10 protein-coding genes are annotated in these 14,157 nt (G+C 67.3%); 6 read left to right on the forward strand and 4 right to left on the reverse strand.

Annotated features, from left to right (window positions below):
* Positions 1 to 4 precede the first annotated feature (4 nt).
* A complete protein-coding gene (locus ABN028_RS22845) occupies positions 5 to 1,321 on the reverse strand; it encodes an erythromycin esterase family protein (protein ID WP_349698036.1) in 1,317 nt (438 codons plus the stop codon).
* Positions 1,322 to 1,627: 306 nt separating this feature from the next.
* On the opposite strand from ABN028_RS22845, the gene ABN028_RS22850 reads away from it, so the two are divergent.
* Complete coding sequence (locus ABN028_RS22850; protein WP_349698037.1) at positions 1,628 to 2,197, forward strand: GNAT family N-acetyltransferase; 570 nt, start codon at positions 1,628 to 1,630, stop codon at positions 2,195 to 2,197.
* A 196-nt stretch (positions 2,198 to 2,393) separates the two neighbouring features.
* On the opposite strand, the gene ABN028_RS22855 is transcribed toward ABN028_RS22850, so the two are convergent.
* The 3 genes from ABN028_RS22855 to ABN028_RS22865 all read right to left on the reverse strand — a co-directional run bounded on the left by ABN028_RS22855 (position 2,394) and on the right by ABN028_RS22865 (position 7,158).
* A complete protein-coding gene (locus ABN028_RS22855) occupies positions 2,394 to 3,209 on the reverse strand; it encodes an LLM class flavin-dependent oxidoreductase (protein ID WP_349325630.1) in 816 nt (271 codons plus the stop codon).
* A 146-nt stretch (positions 3,210 to 3,355) separates the two neighbouring features.
* On the reverse strand, positions 3,356 to 6,232 hold the full coding sequence (gene uvrA, locus ABN028_RS22860) for an excinuclease ABC subunit UvrA (RefSeq protein WP_349698038.1): 2,877 nt from the start codon (positions 6,230 to 6,232) through the stop codon (positions 3,356 to 3,358).
* Complete coding sequence (locus tag ABN028_RS22865; RefSeq protein WP_349698039.1) at positions 6,232 to 7,158, reverse strand: nucleotidyltransferase domain-containing protein; 927 nt, start codon at positions 7,156 to 7,158, stop codon at positions 6,232 to 6,234. The genes uvrA and ABN028_RS22865 overlap by 1 nt, the downstream gene beginning before the upstream one ends.
* 198 nt (positions 7,159 to 7,356) lie before the next feature.
* Between ABN028_RS22865 and ABN028_RS22870 the strand changes: the two genes are divergently transcribed.
* The 5 genes from ABN028_RS22870 to ABN028_RS22890 all read left to right on the forward strand — a co-directional run bounded on the left by ABN028_RS22870 (position 7,357) and on the right by ABN028_RS22890 (position 14,155).
* Positions 7,357 to 8,580, forward strand: a complete 1,224-nt coding sequence (locus ABN028_RS22870; RefSeq protein WP_349698040.1) for an ROK family transcriptional regulator — start codon at positions 7,357 to 7,359, stop codon at positions 8,578 to 8,580.
* A gap of 104 nt (positions 8,581 to 8,684) precedes the next feature.
* The gene (locus ABN028_RS22875) at positions 8,685 to 10,205 is read left to right on the forward strand and encodes an ABC transporter substrate-binding protein (RefSeq protein WP_349698041.1); all 1,521 of its coding nucleotides are present in this window, start codon (positions 8,685 to 8,687) and stop codon (positions 10,203 to 10,205) included.
* A complete protein-coding gene (locus tag ABN028_RS22880) occupies positions 10,202 to 11,140 on the forward strand; it encodes a carbohydrate ABC transporter permease (protein WP_349698042.1) in 939 nt (312 codons plus the stop codon). The genes ABN028_RS22875 and ABN028_RS22880 overlap by 4 nt, the downstream gene beginning before the upstream one ends.
* Positions 11,137 to 12,057, forward strand: a complete 921-nt coding sequence (locus ABN028_RS22885; protein ID WP_349698043.1) for a carbohydrate ABC transporter permease — start codon at positions 11,137 to 11,139, stop codon at positions 12,055 to 12,057. The genes ABN028_RS22880 and ABN028_RS22885 overlap by 4 nt, the downstream gene beginning before the upstream one ends.
* Positions 12,058 to 12,133: 76 nt before the next feature.
* Entirely contained in the window at positions 12,134 to 14,155 is a 2,022-nt protein-coding gene (locus ABN028_RS22890) for an alpha-L-arabinofuranosidase family protein (RefSeq protein WP_349698044.1), read from the forward strand.
* The last annotated feature ends 2 nt before the right edge of the window (positions 14,156 to 14,157 follow it).

Raw genomic sequence — 14,157 nt, forward strand, 5'->3', positions numbered from 1 at the left:
TCTTCTAGGGATAGGGGTCGACCGGCGTCACGACGTGGCGGTGGATGACCACGTCGTACCACTCCGCCAGCGTGCCCCCGGTCGCGGACGAGGCTTCGCCGGCCTCTGGGTAGCCGCGGGTTCGGAACGGTGCCGACAGCCAGTCCCGGACCGGGCCGGGTGCGCCCCGGCGCCGCAGGTCGAGGGCGGATTGCTCGTGGGTGAGGTCATGGAACCGTCGTTCGTACCACTCAGGCAGCGGTTCGGGCAGCGTGATGGCCCCGTCGTTGGTCGGATAGGTTCCGTGGTCGAACGCGAATCCGATCACCCGATAGCGATCGCCGTACCATCGGGCGAGGTGTGACCCGACCGGGGCGTAGGCCGTCGTACCTGCCGGCGCCGTGAGCTGCACCTCGGCCGCGCGAGACGTGTGCGGCGCGGCGGCCCAGTAGGCAGTCCGAGTGCCGGAGTGTGCGAGCCACCAGCGAATCGTCTGGGCCGATCCGGCGTCCCGGTAAGACGGGATCTCGGTCTCATCGAGGCTGTAGTGGGTGTAGAACGCCTCGATCTGCCGTGCCGTCTGGTAGGCGAGCGAGTAGTCGCGGTCGCCCGCGGGCCGGTGGATTCGGTTCACCAGAGCCCTGAGCCGTGCGGCTCGGCGCAGATAGGTTTGCTGCACCTCCTGGCCTGCCTCCTCGAAGAACCACCAGGCGTGCTCACCGATCGGCTTCGCCGGATCGGGCCGCAATGCCTGGATCAGGCCAGCGGCTTCGGCGTGTAACTCAGGTGCGGTCTCGGCGATGTACCGGGAGAGCCGGTCGTAGACGAACGCCCGGGTGCCGTAATGCTCGGCACCCACGAAGTGCACCCGGTTGTGCGGGTGGGTGAGGTTGTAGCCGCGTAGCCAGGTCAACACCTCGACCACCTCGCGGTTTCGCCAGGCGCCGTAGCTCATTTCCTGCACCAGGGCGTCGAGGTCGCCCTCACCGGTGCATAGGTAGTCATCGATCAGCAGGCCGAGGGACCAGTCGTCCTCCCAGATCACGGTACGGAAGCCGAGCTGCTCGACCAGCAGCCGCAGCACGCGGTGCTTCAGGGTGGTGATCTCCGCGAGGTTGTGGGCCGGTTCACCGAGCCCGACGAGACGTACTCCGTCGACGTTGCTCTTCAACACCCGCAGGTCGACCAGCGGAGCATGCGGGTCGACGGTGTCGAGACCGGCCGCGTTCGCGGCGATCCATGCTTCGATGCTCCCAGAGTCGGCCCGGGCGGTCGCGGGTGCGGCGGCCGCCGCCGCGAGGCCGCCCGCGACCATCAGCACACGCCGACGGGTGATCATCATGGCTCGTCAATCCTTTCCAGGGCCGGAATCGTGCGCGAGGTGCGGTGTGCGGGGTGCGCGGTGGAGCCGAGCGTTCACCCACACGTTCCAGCCTTGCGTTCCGGGGCGAGCCGGGGCATCGCCACCTGAACGTATCTCCGGCTACGCCACGGGGCGTATACGGGAGTTTCCCGCCGGATCGTCATCTCCGCTGAGCCACCACGCCCGCCTCGTCCTGACCACCTCAACCGGGACTCCGACGTCCAGCGCGCGTTCGATCAGCTCCGGCCTTGTTGCTCTGATCGACCCTCCTGGGACGATCGGAGAATGTCGATCTTCCTGGAGACCCCCCGTCTGAGGTTGCGGCGCTTCACCGAGGCCGACGAGGGCGACCTGGCCGAACTCCACGGCAGCCCCGAGGTCATGCGGCACATCACCGGTGAACGGCCAACGGCCCGCGCGGAGATCCGTGACCGGATCCTGCCCATGCTCCTCGGCTACTACCAGCGGTTCGAGGGCTTCGGATACTGGGTGGCCGAACACAGGGCCACCGGAGGCTTCCTCGGCTGGTTCCTCTTCCGGCCCCGTCGGCCCGAGCCCCGCGAGGGCGAGATCGAGCTCGGGTACCGCCTGCGCAGGTCAGCGTGGGGCCAGGGGTACGCAACCGAGGGCTCGGTCGCGCTGATCCGCAAGGGCTTCACCGAGCTCGGTGTGGAGCGGGTCTTCGCAGAAGCCATGGCGGTCAACCACGGCTCCCGGCGCGTCATGGAAAAGGCCGGTCTGACCCTCGTCCAGAGTTTCCAGCGTCTGGACGATGTCGACGGAGCCGAGCACGACCTGGTCGAGTACGCCCTGACCCGTGCCGATTGGCAGTCCGCACCGTCCTATCGGCAGTAGGGCGGCTCTGCGGACTTCGCTGCGCGTCCCACCGTTTCACTTTCGGACTGAGGTGCCCACATCACCGGGCGGAAGCCGTCGGGCGTCACTCGGTGGCCTCGCATGCGAGGTGTCCGCCGAGCTCGCCGTCGACAGCGTCGACCAACGCCGGTGGGCGGCGATCGAGTCGGCGCGCTGAACCGGCGCGCCCCTCGAGCTAAGGGTTCTTGAGCAACTCGACCACCGGCGCGAAGGAGTCGACGTAGCCGGCGTTGATGGTGATGTAGGAGATCCCGAGCTCGTCCCGCCAACGCAGCAACGTGTCCGCGCCCTGCCGGGCCGGCCCGGGCAGGACCGTCACAGCCCCACCGGCGACGAGCTCGGCCACTCCTACGCCCGTAAACCGCTCCAGCCAGGGCGCCGGGTCATCGCCGACCGCCAGCAGGTTCGCCGCGAGCTCGATCTCACTCATCCGGGCGCCAGCGGCCTCGCGGAACCGGTCTATGAAAACCCTTGCCTCTCCTTCGGACGTGCGAGGCCCCCATGCCATGGTGACGGTGTCGGCTTCCCGCGCCGCGAGAGTGAGCATCCTGGGCCCGGACGCAGCGGCCAACAGCTTCGGTCGTCCAGGCTGCTGACGTAGATAGGCAAGCGTCCTGCCCAGGCGCTCGACCCGTGCCCCGGCGGAGCCGAATTCTCGGCCCATCTCGGCGCTGCGTGTCGCGGCGTCAGGACGCCCCGTGCCGAGTCCGAGTTCGAACCGCCCATTGGTCAGGGAAGTCAGCGAGCGCGCCTGCCACGCGAGCATCCGGCGCTCACGGAACCGTTCCACCGCGACGAAGGTGCCGACGTGCAGGGTGGTGGTGACGGCCGCGGCAGCGGCCAGCGTGGTCATCGGGTCGAGTTCACCCTGTGGGTCGGGCGACACCAGAGTGTCGTAGCCGAGGCCCTCGACACGGCGAGCGAGCGATGTCATAGACGGCAGGTCAGCCGGTACGCCGACGATGCCGAAACGGAAGGGACGCTCTGTCATGACATGACTCTGACGCACCCCGTCTGCGAGCGCATTCCTCGGACGACGCAGCATGCACTACGTTCTCCGGCGTACACGATTCGCCGGCCATGGACCAGACTGGAGATGCTTGGGGGATCGGAGCGACGGTCTCATCTCTCGTCGCCTCAGACGTCTGTGGGAGAGTCGCTGCTATCCAGGTGGCTGCGCAGCCAGCGGCCGGTGAACGACGCGGGGTGGGCCGCGATCTCCTCGGGCGTGCCTGCGGCAACCACCCGGCCTCCCAGGTGCCCGCCATCGGGGCCGAGGTCGATGACGTGGTCGGCATGCTTCACCACGTCCATGTGATGCTCGATCACGAGGACCGTGTGCCCCGTATCGACCAGCCGGTTGAGGCAGTCCAGAAGCCGCGCGATGTCGGCCAGGTGGAGGCCGGTGGTGGGCTCGTCGAGGATGTAGACGGTGTGTCGGCCGCGCTGCAGCTTGGACAGCTCCAGGGCAAGCTTGAGCCGCTGCGCCTCGCCTCCGGAGAGTGTGGTGGCGGACTGGCCCAGCGTCAGGTAGCCGAGGCCGAGCTGGTCCAGCAGCGCCAGCTTGCGCACGATCGGGCGGTGGCCGGCGAAGAAGTCCAGCGCCTCCTCGACGGACAGGTCCAGCACCTCGGCGATCGACTTCCCCTCGTGCGTCACCTCCAGCGTCTCGGCGTTGAAGCGGGTGCCGCGGCAGGCCTCGCACGGGGTCTCGGTGTCGGGCATGAAGTGCAGCTGGGTGAGCACGGTGCCGGTACCCGCGCAGTCGGGGCAGCGGCCTCCCTTGACGTTGAAGCTGAAGTGGCCGGGTCCGTACTCGCGGTTTCGCGCCTCGGGCGTGGCCGCGAACAGCTCACGGATGGCGGTGTAGAAACCGAGGTACGTGGCCGGGTTGGAGCGCGGGGTGCGCCCGATCGGCGACTGGTCGATGTCGACCACGCCCGAGAGATGCTCGAGCCCGTCGATGCGGTCGTGGAGGCCGTAGAGCTGTCGGGGATCGATCATCAGGTTACGCAGGCGCTGGTAGAGGATGTCGTTGACCAGGGTGCTCTTGCCTGACCCGGAGACCCCGGTCACGCACACGAGGAGGCCGAGAGGGAACTCCACGTCGATGCCACGGAGGTTGTTCTCGCGGGCGCCGCGGACCACAAGCCGGCGCCCATCCGGCCGCCGCCGCATGCTCGGCATCGGGATCGAGCGGCCGCCAGAGAGGAACTGTCCAGTCGGGGACCGCTCGCAGGCAAGGAGGTCGGCCAGGTTGCCCTGAGCGACGACCTCCCCTCCGTGTACGCCCGCCCCGGGCCCCAGCTCGACCAGGTGGTCGGCGGCTCGGATCATGTCCTCGTCATGCTCGACGACGACCACCGTGTTGCCCAGGTCGCGCAGCCGGCGGAGCATGGCCACCATCCTCCCCGCGTCACGAGGATGGAGGCCGATGGTGGGCTCGTCGAGCACGTAGAGCATGCCCATCAGGCCCGATCCGATCTGGGTCGAGAGCCGGATGCGCTGCGACTCCCCGCCCGAAAGGGTGCTCGATCGGCGGTTGAAGTCGAGGTAGTCGAGACCGATGCCGACGAGGAGCTCGAGGCGGCCGGTGATCTCGTCCAGCACGTGCCCGGCCGCGCTACCACCCCGGCGCGGCGGCGGCAGAGAGCGCAACGCCTGCAGCAGCTCGACGAAGTTCAGACCGCCGAGCTCGTGCAGCGTACGCCCCCCGATTTTGAACAGCTGGCGTGAGGGACGCAGGCGGGCGCCCCGGCAGTCGGGGCAGGTCATCTCCACCATCACCCGGCGCAGCCACTCGTCCATCTCCCTGCGCGTGTCGGAGCGCTGGCGGTAGGCGCGATAGGAGCGCTCGATGTGGCCCTGGACACCGTCGAACGCCATCTCCAGCCCGTCGCGGTCGAAGCCCCGGTCCCGGCGCAGCGCCTCGGGAGGGCGCAGCAGCGGGATGCGGACACCACGGGTGCCGTGGAGAAGTACGTCCTGGGCCGGCCCGGGCAGGTCGGCGAAGGGGGTGTCGAGGTCGAAGCTGTAGCGCATGGCCAGGCTGTAGAGCATGCGCGAGAACCAGGTCTCGGCGTCATAGGTGATGGTCGAGAAGCAGCCCTTGCGGATGCTCCTGCCTGGGTCGGGTATGAGCAGGTCCCGGTGCACCTGAAGGTAGGTGCCCAGCCCGGAGCAGGTGCGGCAGGCGACGGCCGGGTTGTTGAACATGAACAGCTGATGGGCCAGGTCGGAGGCGACGAACCCGTGCTCCGGGCAGCCGAGCTCGAGCGCCGCCGGAGCGGTGGGCACAATCCGAACGAAGTTCTCGCCCGTGACCAGGGCATCGCGCACGGCGGTGAGCAGCTGCCGCTCCGCCCCACGGTGCACGCTGAGACGGTCGCAGACGACCTCGAGAGCAGCGAACTCCTGGTCGGGCAGCTCGAGGTCCTCGGCCAGGTCCAGCTCGCGGCCGTCGGCGACGAGGTGGCGGTAGCCCTTGCGCCGCAACTCGGTGAGGACGAAGCGCTGGTCCTCGCCGTAGACCGGATAGACGGGCGCGCGCACGTCAACGGGCGTGCCCGCCGGCAGAGCCAGAACGCGCTCCACGACACGGCCCGGGGAGAGCACCGGCACCCCCCGACCGCAGCGCGGGCAGTGGGCGTCGGCTGCGGTCGCGTAGAGGAGGTTGAGGTAGTTGCTGACGTCCGTCATGGTGCCCACGGTCGAGCGCGGGTTGGCGGTCGAGGTCCGCTGCTCGATCGAGATGACGGGCGAGAGCCCGAGGACGAAGTCGACCTCGGGCTTGCGTACCTGGGCGATGAAGCGCTTCGCGAAGGTGGACAGCGACTCCATATAGCGGCGCTGCCCCTCCGCGTAGAGCGTGTCGAAGGCGAGCGAAGACTTACCCGATCCGGAAAGCCCGGTCAGCACCACCAGCTGGTCGCGGGGGATGTCGACGGTGATGTTCTTGAGGTTGTGCTCGCGCGCACCCCGGATCGAGATCTCGGTGCGTGGGGAAGCCTCCATCAGCCGGGGATCAGGTAGGCCTGGGCCTCGAGCTCGACCCGGCTGTGCTCGGTCAGGTGATAGGGCACCGAGGCCGGCACCAGCACCCCGTGGGCGGCAAGCCACGGGCAGGCGAGGTAGGCGGCGAAGCCGATCCCGTACTCGCGCTCGAAAGTAGCGCTGATCTCGGTCAGGGAGCGGATCGTCGCCTCCTCGCGGAAGTAGTCGAGTAGGAGCCCGAACAGCTCTTCCTGGCGCGAGACCAGATAGTCGTCGACGCGGTCCAGTTCCGTACGCACCGAGTCGCGCGTGGGCGGTGCGCCCAGGAAGCGGGTGTAGGCGCTCTCGAAGAAGGCGGGGTTCAGCTCCAGAGCCCGGACCAGCGCCTCCCGGTTGGGAATCTCGCCCCGGAGGAGCACCTCGACGACGGCCAGCGCCCGCACCGCGTCCATCAGCCACACGGCCGCGTAGTGCGGGTCGTCCGCGACCTCCAGCCACTTCTCCGTCTTGTCCAGCAACGGGACCACGCCAGCGGCGCTGCGCAGCAGGGCAACCCGCCGGTCGTGCTCACCGAGGATGCGCGCGTCCTCGAACACGCGGCGCAGGCCCTCGTCGCGGGTGAACAGGATCCGGCCCAGGGAATTCATCGACATGAAGGCCCCGGTAGCTGACTGGATCCTGCGCCGGAACTCGGCGCGAGTCATGACGGAGGCGTTGATGAGCACGCCCTGCTCGGTCAAGGGCACGCTCTCCGAGCCACTCCGAGCCTTTCGGTCATCGCGGACGATGACCAGGTCGATGTCGGAGCGCTCCCACACCGTGGCATAGGCCAGGCTGCCGAAGAGCATCGCGGCCACGACCGTGGGGTCGGACTCGAGCTTGCGGACCAGCGAGGCGAGGGCAGACTCGAAATGCTCTCGCACGGGGTCGGAAACCACCACTGGCATTCGAAGCATATTGCCACGCGGCATCCGCCCATGCAACGGCGATAGGCCGCAGAACCTTGTCGACGAGCTTGAGACCGCCGCCCCACCATTGTTCGGCGTGTGTGGCATGTGGGAGGTCGGCGGCACAAGTCGTTCGCGGCCGCCAGTGCAATATGCTTGAGTATTGACATAAATACATGATCGGTGCACAGTGCTGACATGAGTGAGGACCGTCCCACGGTGCTGCGGCTGCTCCGGGAGAGCCACGAGGAGCGAGTTCTTGCAGCCCTGCGCACGCGTGGCGCGCTCGGACGGGCACAGCTCGAGGACATCACCGGCTTGTCTCGAACCACCCTGTCGGCAATCGTCCGGCACCTGATTGCCATCGGCGCGGTAGTCGAGGTCACCGAGGTCACCGCTTCCCAGCGCAGGCGTGGACGCCCCGCCGGCGTCCTGGCGTTGAACAAGTCCGGTGGACTGGCGGTCGGAATCGACCTCGGCCACCGGCGTACGCACGTCGTCATCGTGAACGTTGCGCACGAGGTTGTCGCCTCACGCGGAGCACCCTGCGCCGAGAAGACGTCCTGGCGGCGCAGAGTGGAGCTCGCACTCAGACTGGTCGATGACCTCACGTCGAACTCCGCGATATCGCTCGCCGCCCTGGGCGGTGTCGGGGTCGGCGTCGTCGGTCCGGTGGCCGGGTCAGCAGCAGGGGCGGCCCGATCGCGACCGGGCCGCACGGACCTGGTTCACCGCATGCTTGCCGAACGGTTCGACGTCCCCATCTTTGTCGACAACAACACGCGCCTTGCCGCACTCGCAGAGGCCATCTGGGGCAGCGCCACGGGCATCCAGAACGTCCTCTACGTGCGGCTGTCGTACGGCGTCGGCGGTGGACTCATCCTCGGTGGGCACCTCTTCGCTGGTGCCGACGGCGGCGCTGGCGAGGTTGGGCATGTGTCGGTCGATCCGCAGGGACTTGCCTGTTGGTGCGGGGGTCGCGGATGCCTGGAGCGCTACGTGTCGCTCGGTGCGGTGCTGGAGCAGTGCCACTCTCGCGATCTCGACGGAGTGCTCGGACGACTACGTGCAGGCGACCCCGACGTCAATGCCGTCTTCGCCACAGCGGGCGAGCGGATCGGGCGGGTCCTCGCGGCCTCCTGCAATGTCCTCAACCCGGAAGCCATCGTCATCGGAGGGGAGCTCGCTGCCGCGGGGCAGCCGCTCCTCGACCCTGCCTGGGAGGCAATCCAGGCATACGCCCACCGCCAGGTGCGCCGCCGGCTGTCTTTTCGGACCGCCAGCCTCGGCGAGCTAGGAGCCGCACGTGGAGGGGTCGCGCTGGTTCTCCGCCAATCCGAGCTGCTCGCCGGGTATCCGAGCGGAGGCCCGGCCGGGAGGACGAAGCAACGAAAGAGAGTCACCAGCAAACGCTGCTCGTAGCCGATGGAGGGATCATGCATCATCCATCTCGAAGCGACGGTCTCACCGAGCAAGGCGCACTACACCACGAACAAGAGCACACGCGATCACTCTCACGTCGCCGCATGCTGACCCTCCTGGGCGTGGCCGGCACCGGCATCGGCGCCGCATCATGCGTCGACACCTCCGGAACCACCAGCGGCACGGGTGGTTCGCCGGACTCTCAAAGGCCGACCGGGACGATTCGAATCCCCGACCCGGCGGGCACGCTGCCAACGGGTGACGTGGAGCTGCGCTGGATGGACTCCGGCGACATGAAGGCACGGTTCTTCGAAGACTTCTTCCCGGTGTACGAAGAGAAGCACAAGAACATCAGCGTCCGCTACGAAGGGACGAACTGGAACCAGATCACCGAGGTGGTCACCCTCGGCGTGCGCAACGGCACGGCACCCGACGTGTTCCAGTTGCCGGTCCAGATCACCATGGGCATGGCCGTGTCGAATCGTTGGATCGGTGCGTACGACGACATCGTTCCCGACTTCTCGGCTGTCAAGGAGCGCTTTCCGGCGGGTGCGTTCGCCGACGGCGTCACCGACTTCGGTGGAAAGACGTACGCCCTGCCGCTGACCGGGCAGCAACGGATCAACACGCTGCTGCTCTTCAACGCCGACCTGGCCAGGGGACTCGACGCCGACCTGGGTACGGAAGTCCTCACCTGGCAGCAGTTCCGCGAGGTCGCCAAGCAAATCACCAAGCAGGGCGCCGGAAGTTACTACGGCACCATCTTCGGGCTCGCCCAGCCAGGAGGCCTCTCCACCCCAATCAACGCGATGTGTGAGATGGCTGGTGTGCACGGTGGCGCCGAAGGTGTCGACCTGCGCACCGGCAAGTTCAACGTCACCAACCCGGCAGTGATCGAGGCGATCGAGCTGATATTGGCGATCAAGTCCGACGGCAGCGCCCATCCGGACTCGATCAACCTCGACGCGCCAGGCGCCAGGGCGCGGATGCCCCTGGGACAGGCCGGGATCATGATGCAAGGCCCGTGGAACATCGTCCCCTGGCAGGAGGAGAACCCGGAGTTCCGGCTCGGCCTCAACCTGCCTCCGCAACAGGACCCGAATGACATCTGGCCGTCGACTCACGGTCCTGGGGGTTCGAACAACTACGTCTACTCGAGCAAGTCCAAGCTCACCGCGGTCATCGGCGACATCATGGCCTATCTCACCACGGCCGCCGGGCAAGTGCAGATCGGTCTACGCATCGGTGCGGCCGACCCGCCCGCGCTCCCCGATGCCATCCACGAACTCGATCCCGATCCTCTGCAGCGTAAGGCACTCGAGCTCGGGACAAAGCACACCGTGTTGCGCCCCGAACCCGCCGCGCGGAACCCCGACGTGGCGAAGGTGTACGAAGCCCAGGTCCCGGCCACACCGACTTTCAGTGACACTCTCGTCGGTCTCTACACCGGCCAGATCAAGGACGGTGTCGAAGCCGCGATGCGGCAGATGGAAGACCGGCTGGAAAAGTCACTGGACGATGCGATCGCGAAGGCCAGGTCGCGCGGCGCGGACGTCGACCGGGACGACTGGGTCTTCTCCGACTGGGATCCACGCAAGCCCTACACCGCGTTGTACGAACAATGAGCAGGTCCTCGCTCACACAGCGGATCCGGGCCGCGTGGGCGGTCTACCTGCTGATGGTTCCGGGGTTCATCCTCATTGTGATGTTCTCCTTCTATCCGCTTGTCATGTCGTGGTACTACGCGTTCTTCGACTGGAGCGGAGTCGACGCGGCGAAGTACTTTGTCGGCTTGCAGAACTTCCGCGAGCTGATGGCCGACGAGTACTTCTGGAACGCCTTCGCCCGCTCGCTGTGGTTCGCCGGTGTAGCGACCCCGATCGAGTTGTTCCTGTCACTCCTACTCGCGATCGTCCTCAACGACCGGGCGCTCCGGCTGGCACCGTTGTTCCGGACGCTCTTCTTCATTCCGGTGGTCACGACGACCGCGATCGTCAGCATCGTCATGAGCATGGTGTTCTCCAGCTTCAACGGGCCGGCGAACCAGGCGCTGCGGGCGCTCGGCGCGATCGAGGAACCGATCGGTTTCCTCGCCGACACCCGGACGGTGATGTGGACGGCGATCGGGCTGTTCGTGTGGAAGTGGCTCGGGCAGCCGATGATCTACTGGCTGGCCGGATTGCAGACCATCCCGAACGAGTTGTACGAAGCCGCACAGGTCGACGGGGCTGGATGGTGGCGGCGCACGATCTCGATCACCGCACCGATGCTGACGCCGTTCGCGGTCGTCATCGCGCTCATTGTGCTGGTGGGGAATATGCAGGTGTTCGCGTTCATGCAGGCGCTGACCCACGGCGGGCCGTACTTCTCCACCGAGGTGATGGAGCTCTACATCTACCGGATGGCCTTCGGCGCCCAGGGGCAGGTATCGATTCAGCGTCTCGGATACGCCTCGGCGGCCGGCGTGCTGTTCGGAATCCTGCTGATCATCCTCGCCGTCGCACAGATCTTCACCGCACGCAAGTTCCGTCGCGGCGCCGGCCTGGCGGGAGCGTCATGACAACGACACGAGACGTCTGGGCCCGTTCCTCGCCGGACACACGTCCGGATACGTCGACGAGGCGCTGGTGGCACATGCCCCGCGGCGGCGTGTCCCGGGGGCGCGGCCGGAGGCTGCTGACCTACGCGATCCTCACACCCATCGCGCTGGTGTGGATCTATCCGTTTCTGTGGATGATGTCGGCGTCGGTGCGTCCGAACGGAAAGGTGTTCGCCGGGCTCGGACTCTTCCCTACCAAGTGGTTCTGGAACAACTACACCGATGCCTGGGTCGACGCGGAGATCGGAAGGTACTTCATCAACACGGTCATCGTGTCGGTCTCGGGGGTGGCCATCGTGGTGTTCACCACCGCGACCATGGGCTATGCCTTGGGGAGGTACGCCTTTCCCGGCCGCAAGATACTGTTCGCGGCTCTGGCCGCGCTGGTGTTCCTTCCCCAGGGCTACACGATCATTCCGATCTTCGACCTGATCACGAAGCTGAATCTCGACGGCACGCTGTTCGGCATTGTCCTCGCCGAGAGTGGGCAGGCCCACATCATCCAGCTGCTGCTCTATGCCGGCTATTTCCGCCAGCTTCCCAAGGAGTTGGAGGAGTCGGCCACGATCGACGGCGCCGGCTTCTTCACAGTGTTCTTCCGGATCTTCCTGCCACTGGCAAAGCCCGTGACGGCCACCGTGATCATCCTGCAGTTCATCGCCAGCTGGAACGACTTCCTCCTGCCTCTTGTGCTCACGTTGAGCCAGCCAGAGCTGCGCACCCTCGCAGTGGCGGTCTACTCCTTCCAGGGCGAGAACTTCACCAACTATGCCCAGATGAACGCCGCCAGCACGATCAGCCTGCTGCCCGTCATCGTCGTCTTCCTGTTGCTCCAACGCTATTTCGTCGAAGGGATCGCAGGCGCCGTCAAACAGTGACCTGCGAGAGCGCGCAGCACCCGAGCACGTCCGCACCTCGGGCTCGGGCCGCGCCACGCAGAAGGGATCGGAAGAGATGGCCGAGCCGAGCAAGGTCGACAGTCGTCATTCCCCCACGGGCCTGTCCCGCAACTTCCGGAGGGCGGCCGGCATCGCCGCTGTCGCCGTCGTGCTCCTGGCCTCCACCGCCCATGCAGTGGTCGGCGTGGGCGAGCGAAATACCCCCACCGGCGACGCCACGGTCGACGCCACACAAGACCCGCGGACCCGGATCGTCGTCGAACCGGCACGGGCCAGGGGTGCGATCAGCCCGCTGCTCTACGGCGTCAACCACCGCTACGCCTACGACGGCTTCGGGATGTGGGACAGCGACCAGCACCGCGCGTATCCAGGGCTCGTCGCCCAGACCCGCGCGGCCGGAGTGACAGCGGTCCGCTACCCGGGCGGCACGATCGCGAACACCTTGCGCTGGAAGCGCGCAGTCGGCCCCGTCGGGCAACGCGAGCGGAGCCCTCACGGCACGGCGTCCTTCGGTGAGCCACTGACCGCGGAATTCGGTCCCGACGAGTTCGGCCAGTTCCTCGAACAGCTCGACGCCGCCGGCAGCATCGTGGTCAACTTCGCCACCGGCGACGCCCGGGAGGCCGCCGACTGGGTGGAGTACATGACTGCGCCGGCCGGGTCCAACCCTGGTGGTGGCACGGCCTGGGCCGACGTCCGCGCCGACAACGGTCATCCCGCGCCGTACGACATTCCGTACTGGGAGGTCGCCAACGAGCCTGATCTCGCCGCTCAGGAGTACTGGCGCTCCGGCGAAAGTGCGGCGTCGACGCACGAGCTCTATGCGTTCGGCGGCTCGACGCGGTTCGAACGCCAACCGGTCGCGACCTACGACGATCACGGCCCGAACGCCGCCGTCAGCAACGGCGCCGCCGGACAGGTGAAGTACGCGAAGTACCCACCGGTCGCGACGTCCGGCCAGACCGTTCTTGTCGATGGTCAGGAGTGGCGTCAGGTCACCGACCTCGACTCGGCCGGCACAGAGGATGTCTACGAGCTGGACCGCGACACCGGAAAGATCACCTTCGGCGACGGCGCGCACGGCAACATCCCCGCCGAGGATGCCGTCATCACGCTCACCTACACCTCCGGACCGCACGACGGCTTCGTCGACTTCTACCGCGAGATGAAGGCGGTCAACCCCGACATCCAGGTGTGCTCGGCGATGCCGACGGTCGGATTCCTTGCCGCGATGGGGTCCGAGCATGCGTACGACTGCGTGGTGCAACATCCCTACGTCGGCCCCAACCAGCTGTCGAACGACCTGCCCGTCGAGGAGTTTCGTGCACAGTTCCTCGCGCAGGCGGACAACCGATCCGCGGTGGTCGCTGCTGCGCAGGAACGGATCAGGACGTACGCCGGTGAACGGGCCGAGGACGTCTCGATCGTGGTGTCGGAGTACGGCCATCTCGCACGAAGTAACCCACAGGGAGTGGAGCATTACCACCGCTCGCTCGACCAGGGTCTCTACAACGCCGAACTGCTGCGCGAGCTCATCGACCTCGGCGGAGTGTCGGTCGCGATGCGGCACACCCTCGTCGACTACGTCTTCGCCGAACCACCGGAGGGCTCGACGGCGGTCGGCGCCCCGGACAACGCGATCATCGCGGGCCCCGGGCCCGAGACGGTTCCGCAGGGACAGGCCCACGTCTTCACCCTGTTCACCCAGATGATGGGCGGCACGCTCGTGGCGAGCCAGGTGGTCGACTCGCCGGTACACATGCTGCAGAACGGTGACCACCTGCAGGCGGTGACCGCGCTCGCCGGCACGGACGACCGCCGACAGCTGTACCTGATCGTCATCAACCGCGACGCCCATCAGGACGTGACGGCCCGCGTGGATCCGGTCGGCTACCGGCACGGTTCCGCAGCCGAGGTGTGGACGGTCAACGGTCCGAGCTACCTGTCGTACAACACCCCGACCCGCCCCGACACGGTCCGGCTCACCACCCGGACGGTCGCCGTCGGGCATGGAGGGTTCACCTACACGTTCCCCGCGCACTCGGTGACCGCGATCAAGCTCAGTGAAAGGAGCTAGGC

The sequence above is a fragment of the Actinopolymorpha sp. B17G11 genome (genome assembly GCF_040196095.1).
GTDB lineage: Bacteria > Actinomycetota > Actinomycetes > Propionibacteriales > Actinopolymorphaceae > Thermasporomyces.

What these genes read in the sequence shown, in the direction of transcription:
- ABN028_RS22845 (WP_349698036.1), bottom strand. Translation starts at nt 1,321, where the DNA reads ATGATGATCACCCGTCGGCGTGTGCTGATGGTCGCGGGCGGCCTCGCG.
- ABN028_RS22850 (WP_349698037.1), top strand. Translation starts at nt 1,628, where the DNA reads ATGTCGATCTTCCTGGAGACCCCCCGTCTGAGGTTGCGGCGCTTCACC.
- ABN028_RS22855 (WP_349325630.1), bottom strand. Translation starts at nt 3,209, where the DNA reads ATGACAGAGCGTCCCTTCCGTTTCGGCATCGTCGGCGTACCGGCTGAC.
- uvrA (WP_349698038.1), bottom strand. Translation starts at nt 6,232, where the DNA reads ATGGAGGCTTCCCCACGCACCGAGATCTCGATCCGGGGTGCGCGCGAG.
- ABN028_RS22865 (WP_349698039.1), bottom strand. Translation starts at nt 7,158, where the DNA reads ATGCCAGTGGTGGTTTCCGACCCCGTGCGAGAGCATTTCGAGTCTGCC.
- ABN028_RS22870 (WP_349698040.1), top strand. Translation starts at nt 7,357, where the DNA reads ATGAGTGAGGACCGTCCCACGGTGCTGCGGCTGCTCCGGGAGAGCCAC.
- ABN028_RS22875 (WP_349698041.1), top strand. Translation starts at nt 8,685, where the DNA reads ATGCTGACCCTCCTGGGCGTGGCCGGCACCGGCATCGGCGCCGCATCA.
- ABN028_RS22880 (WP_349698042.1), top strand. Translation starts at nt 10,202, where the DNA reads ATGAGCAGGTCCTCGCTCACACAGCGGATCCGGGCCGCGTGGGCGGTC.
- ABN028_RS22885 (WP_349698043.1), top strand. Translation starts at nt 11,137, where the DNA reads ATGACAACGACACGAGACGTCTGGGCCCGTTCCTCGCCGGACACACGT.
- ABN028_RS22890 (WP_349698044.1), top strand. Translation starts at nt 12,134, where the DNA reads ATGGCCGAGCCGAGCAAGGTCGACAGTCGTCATTCCCCCACGGGCCTG.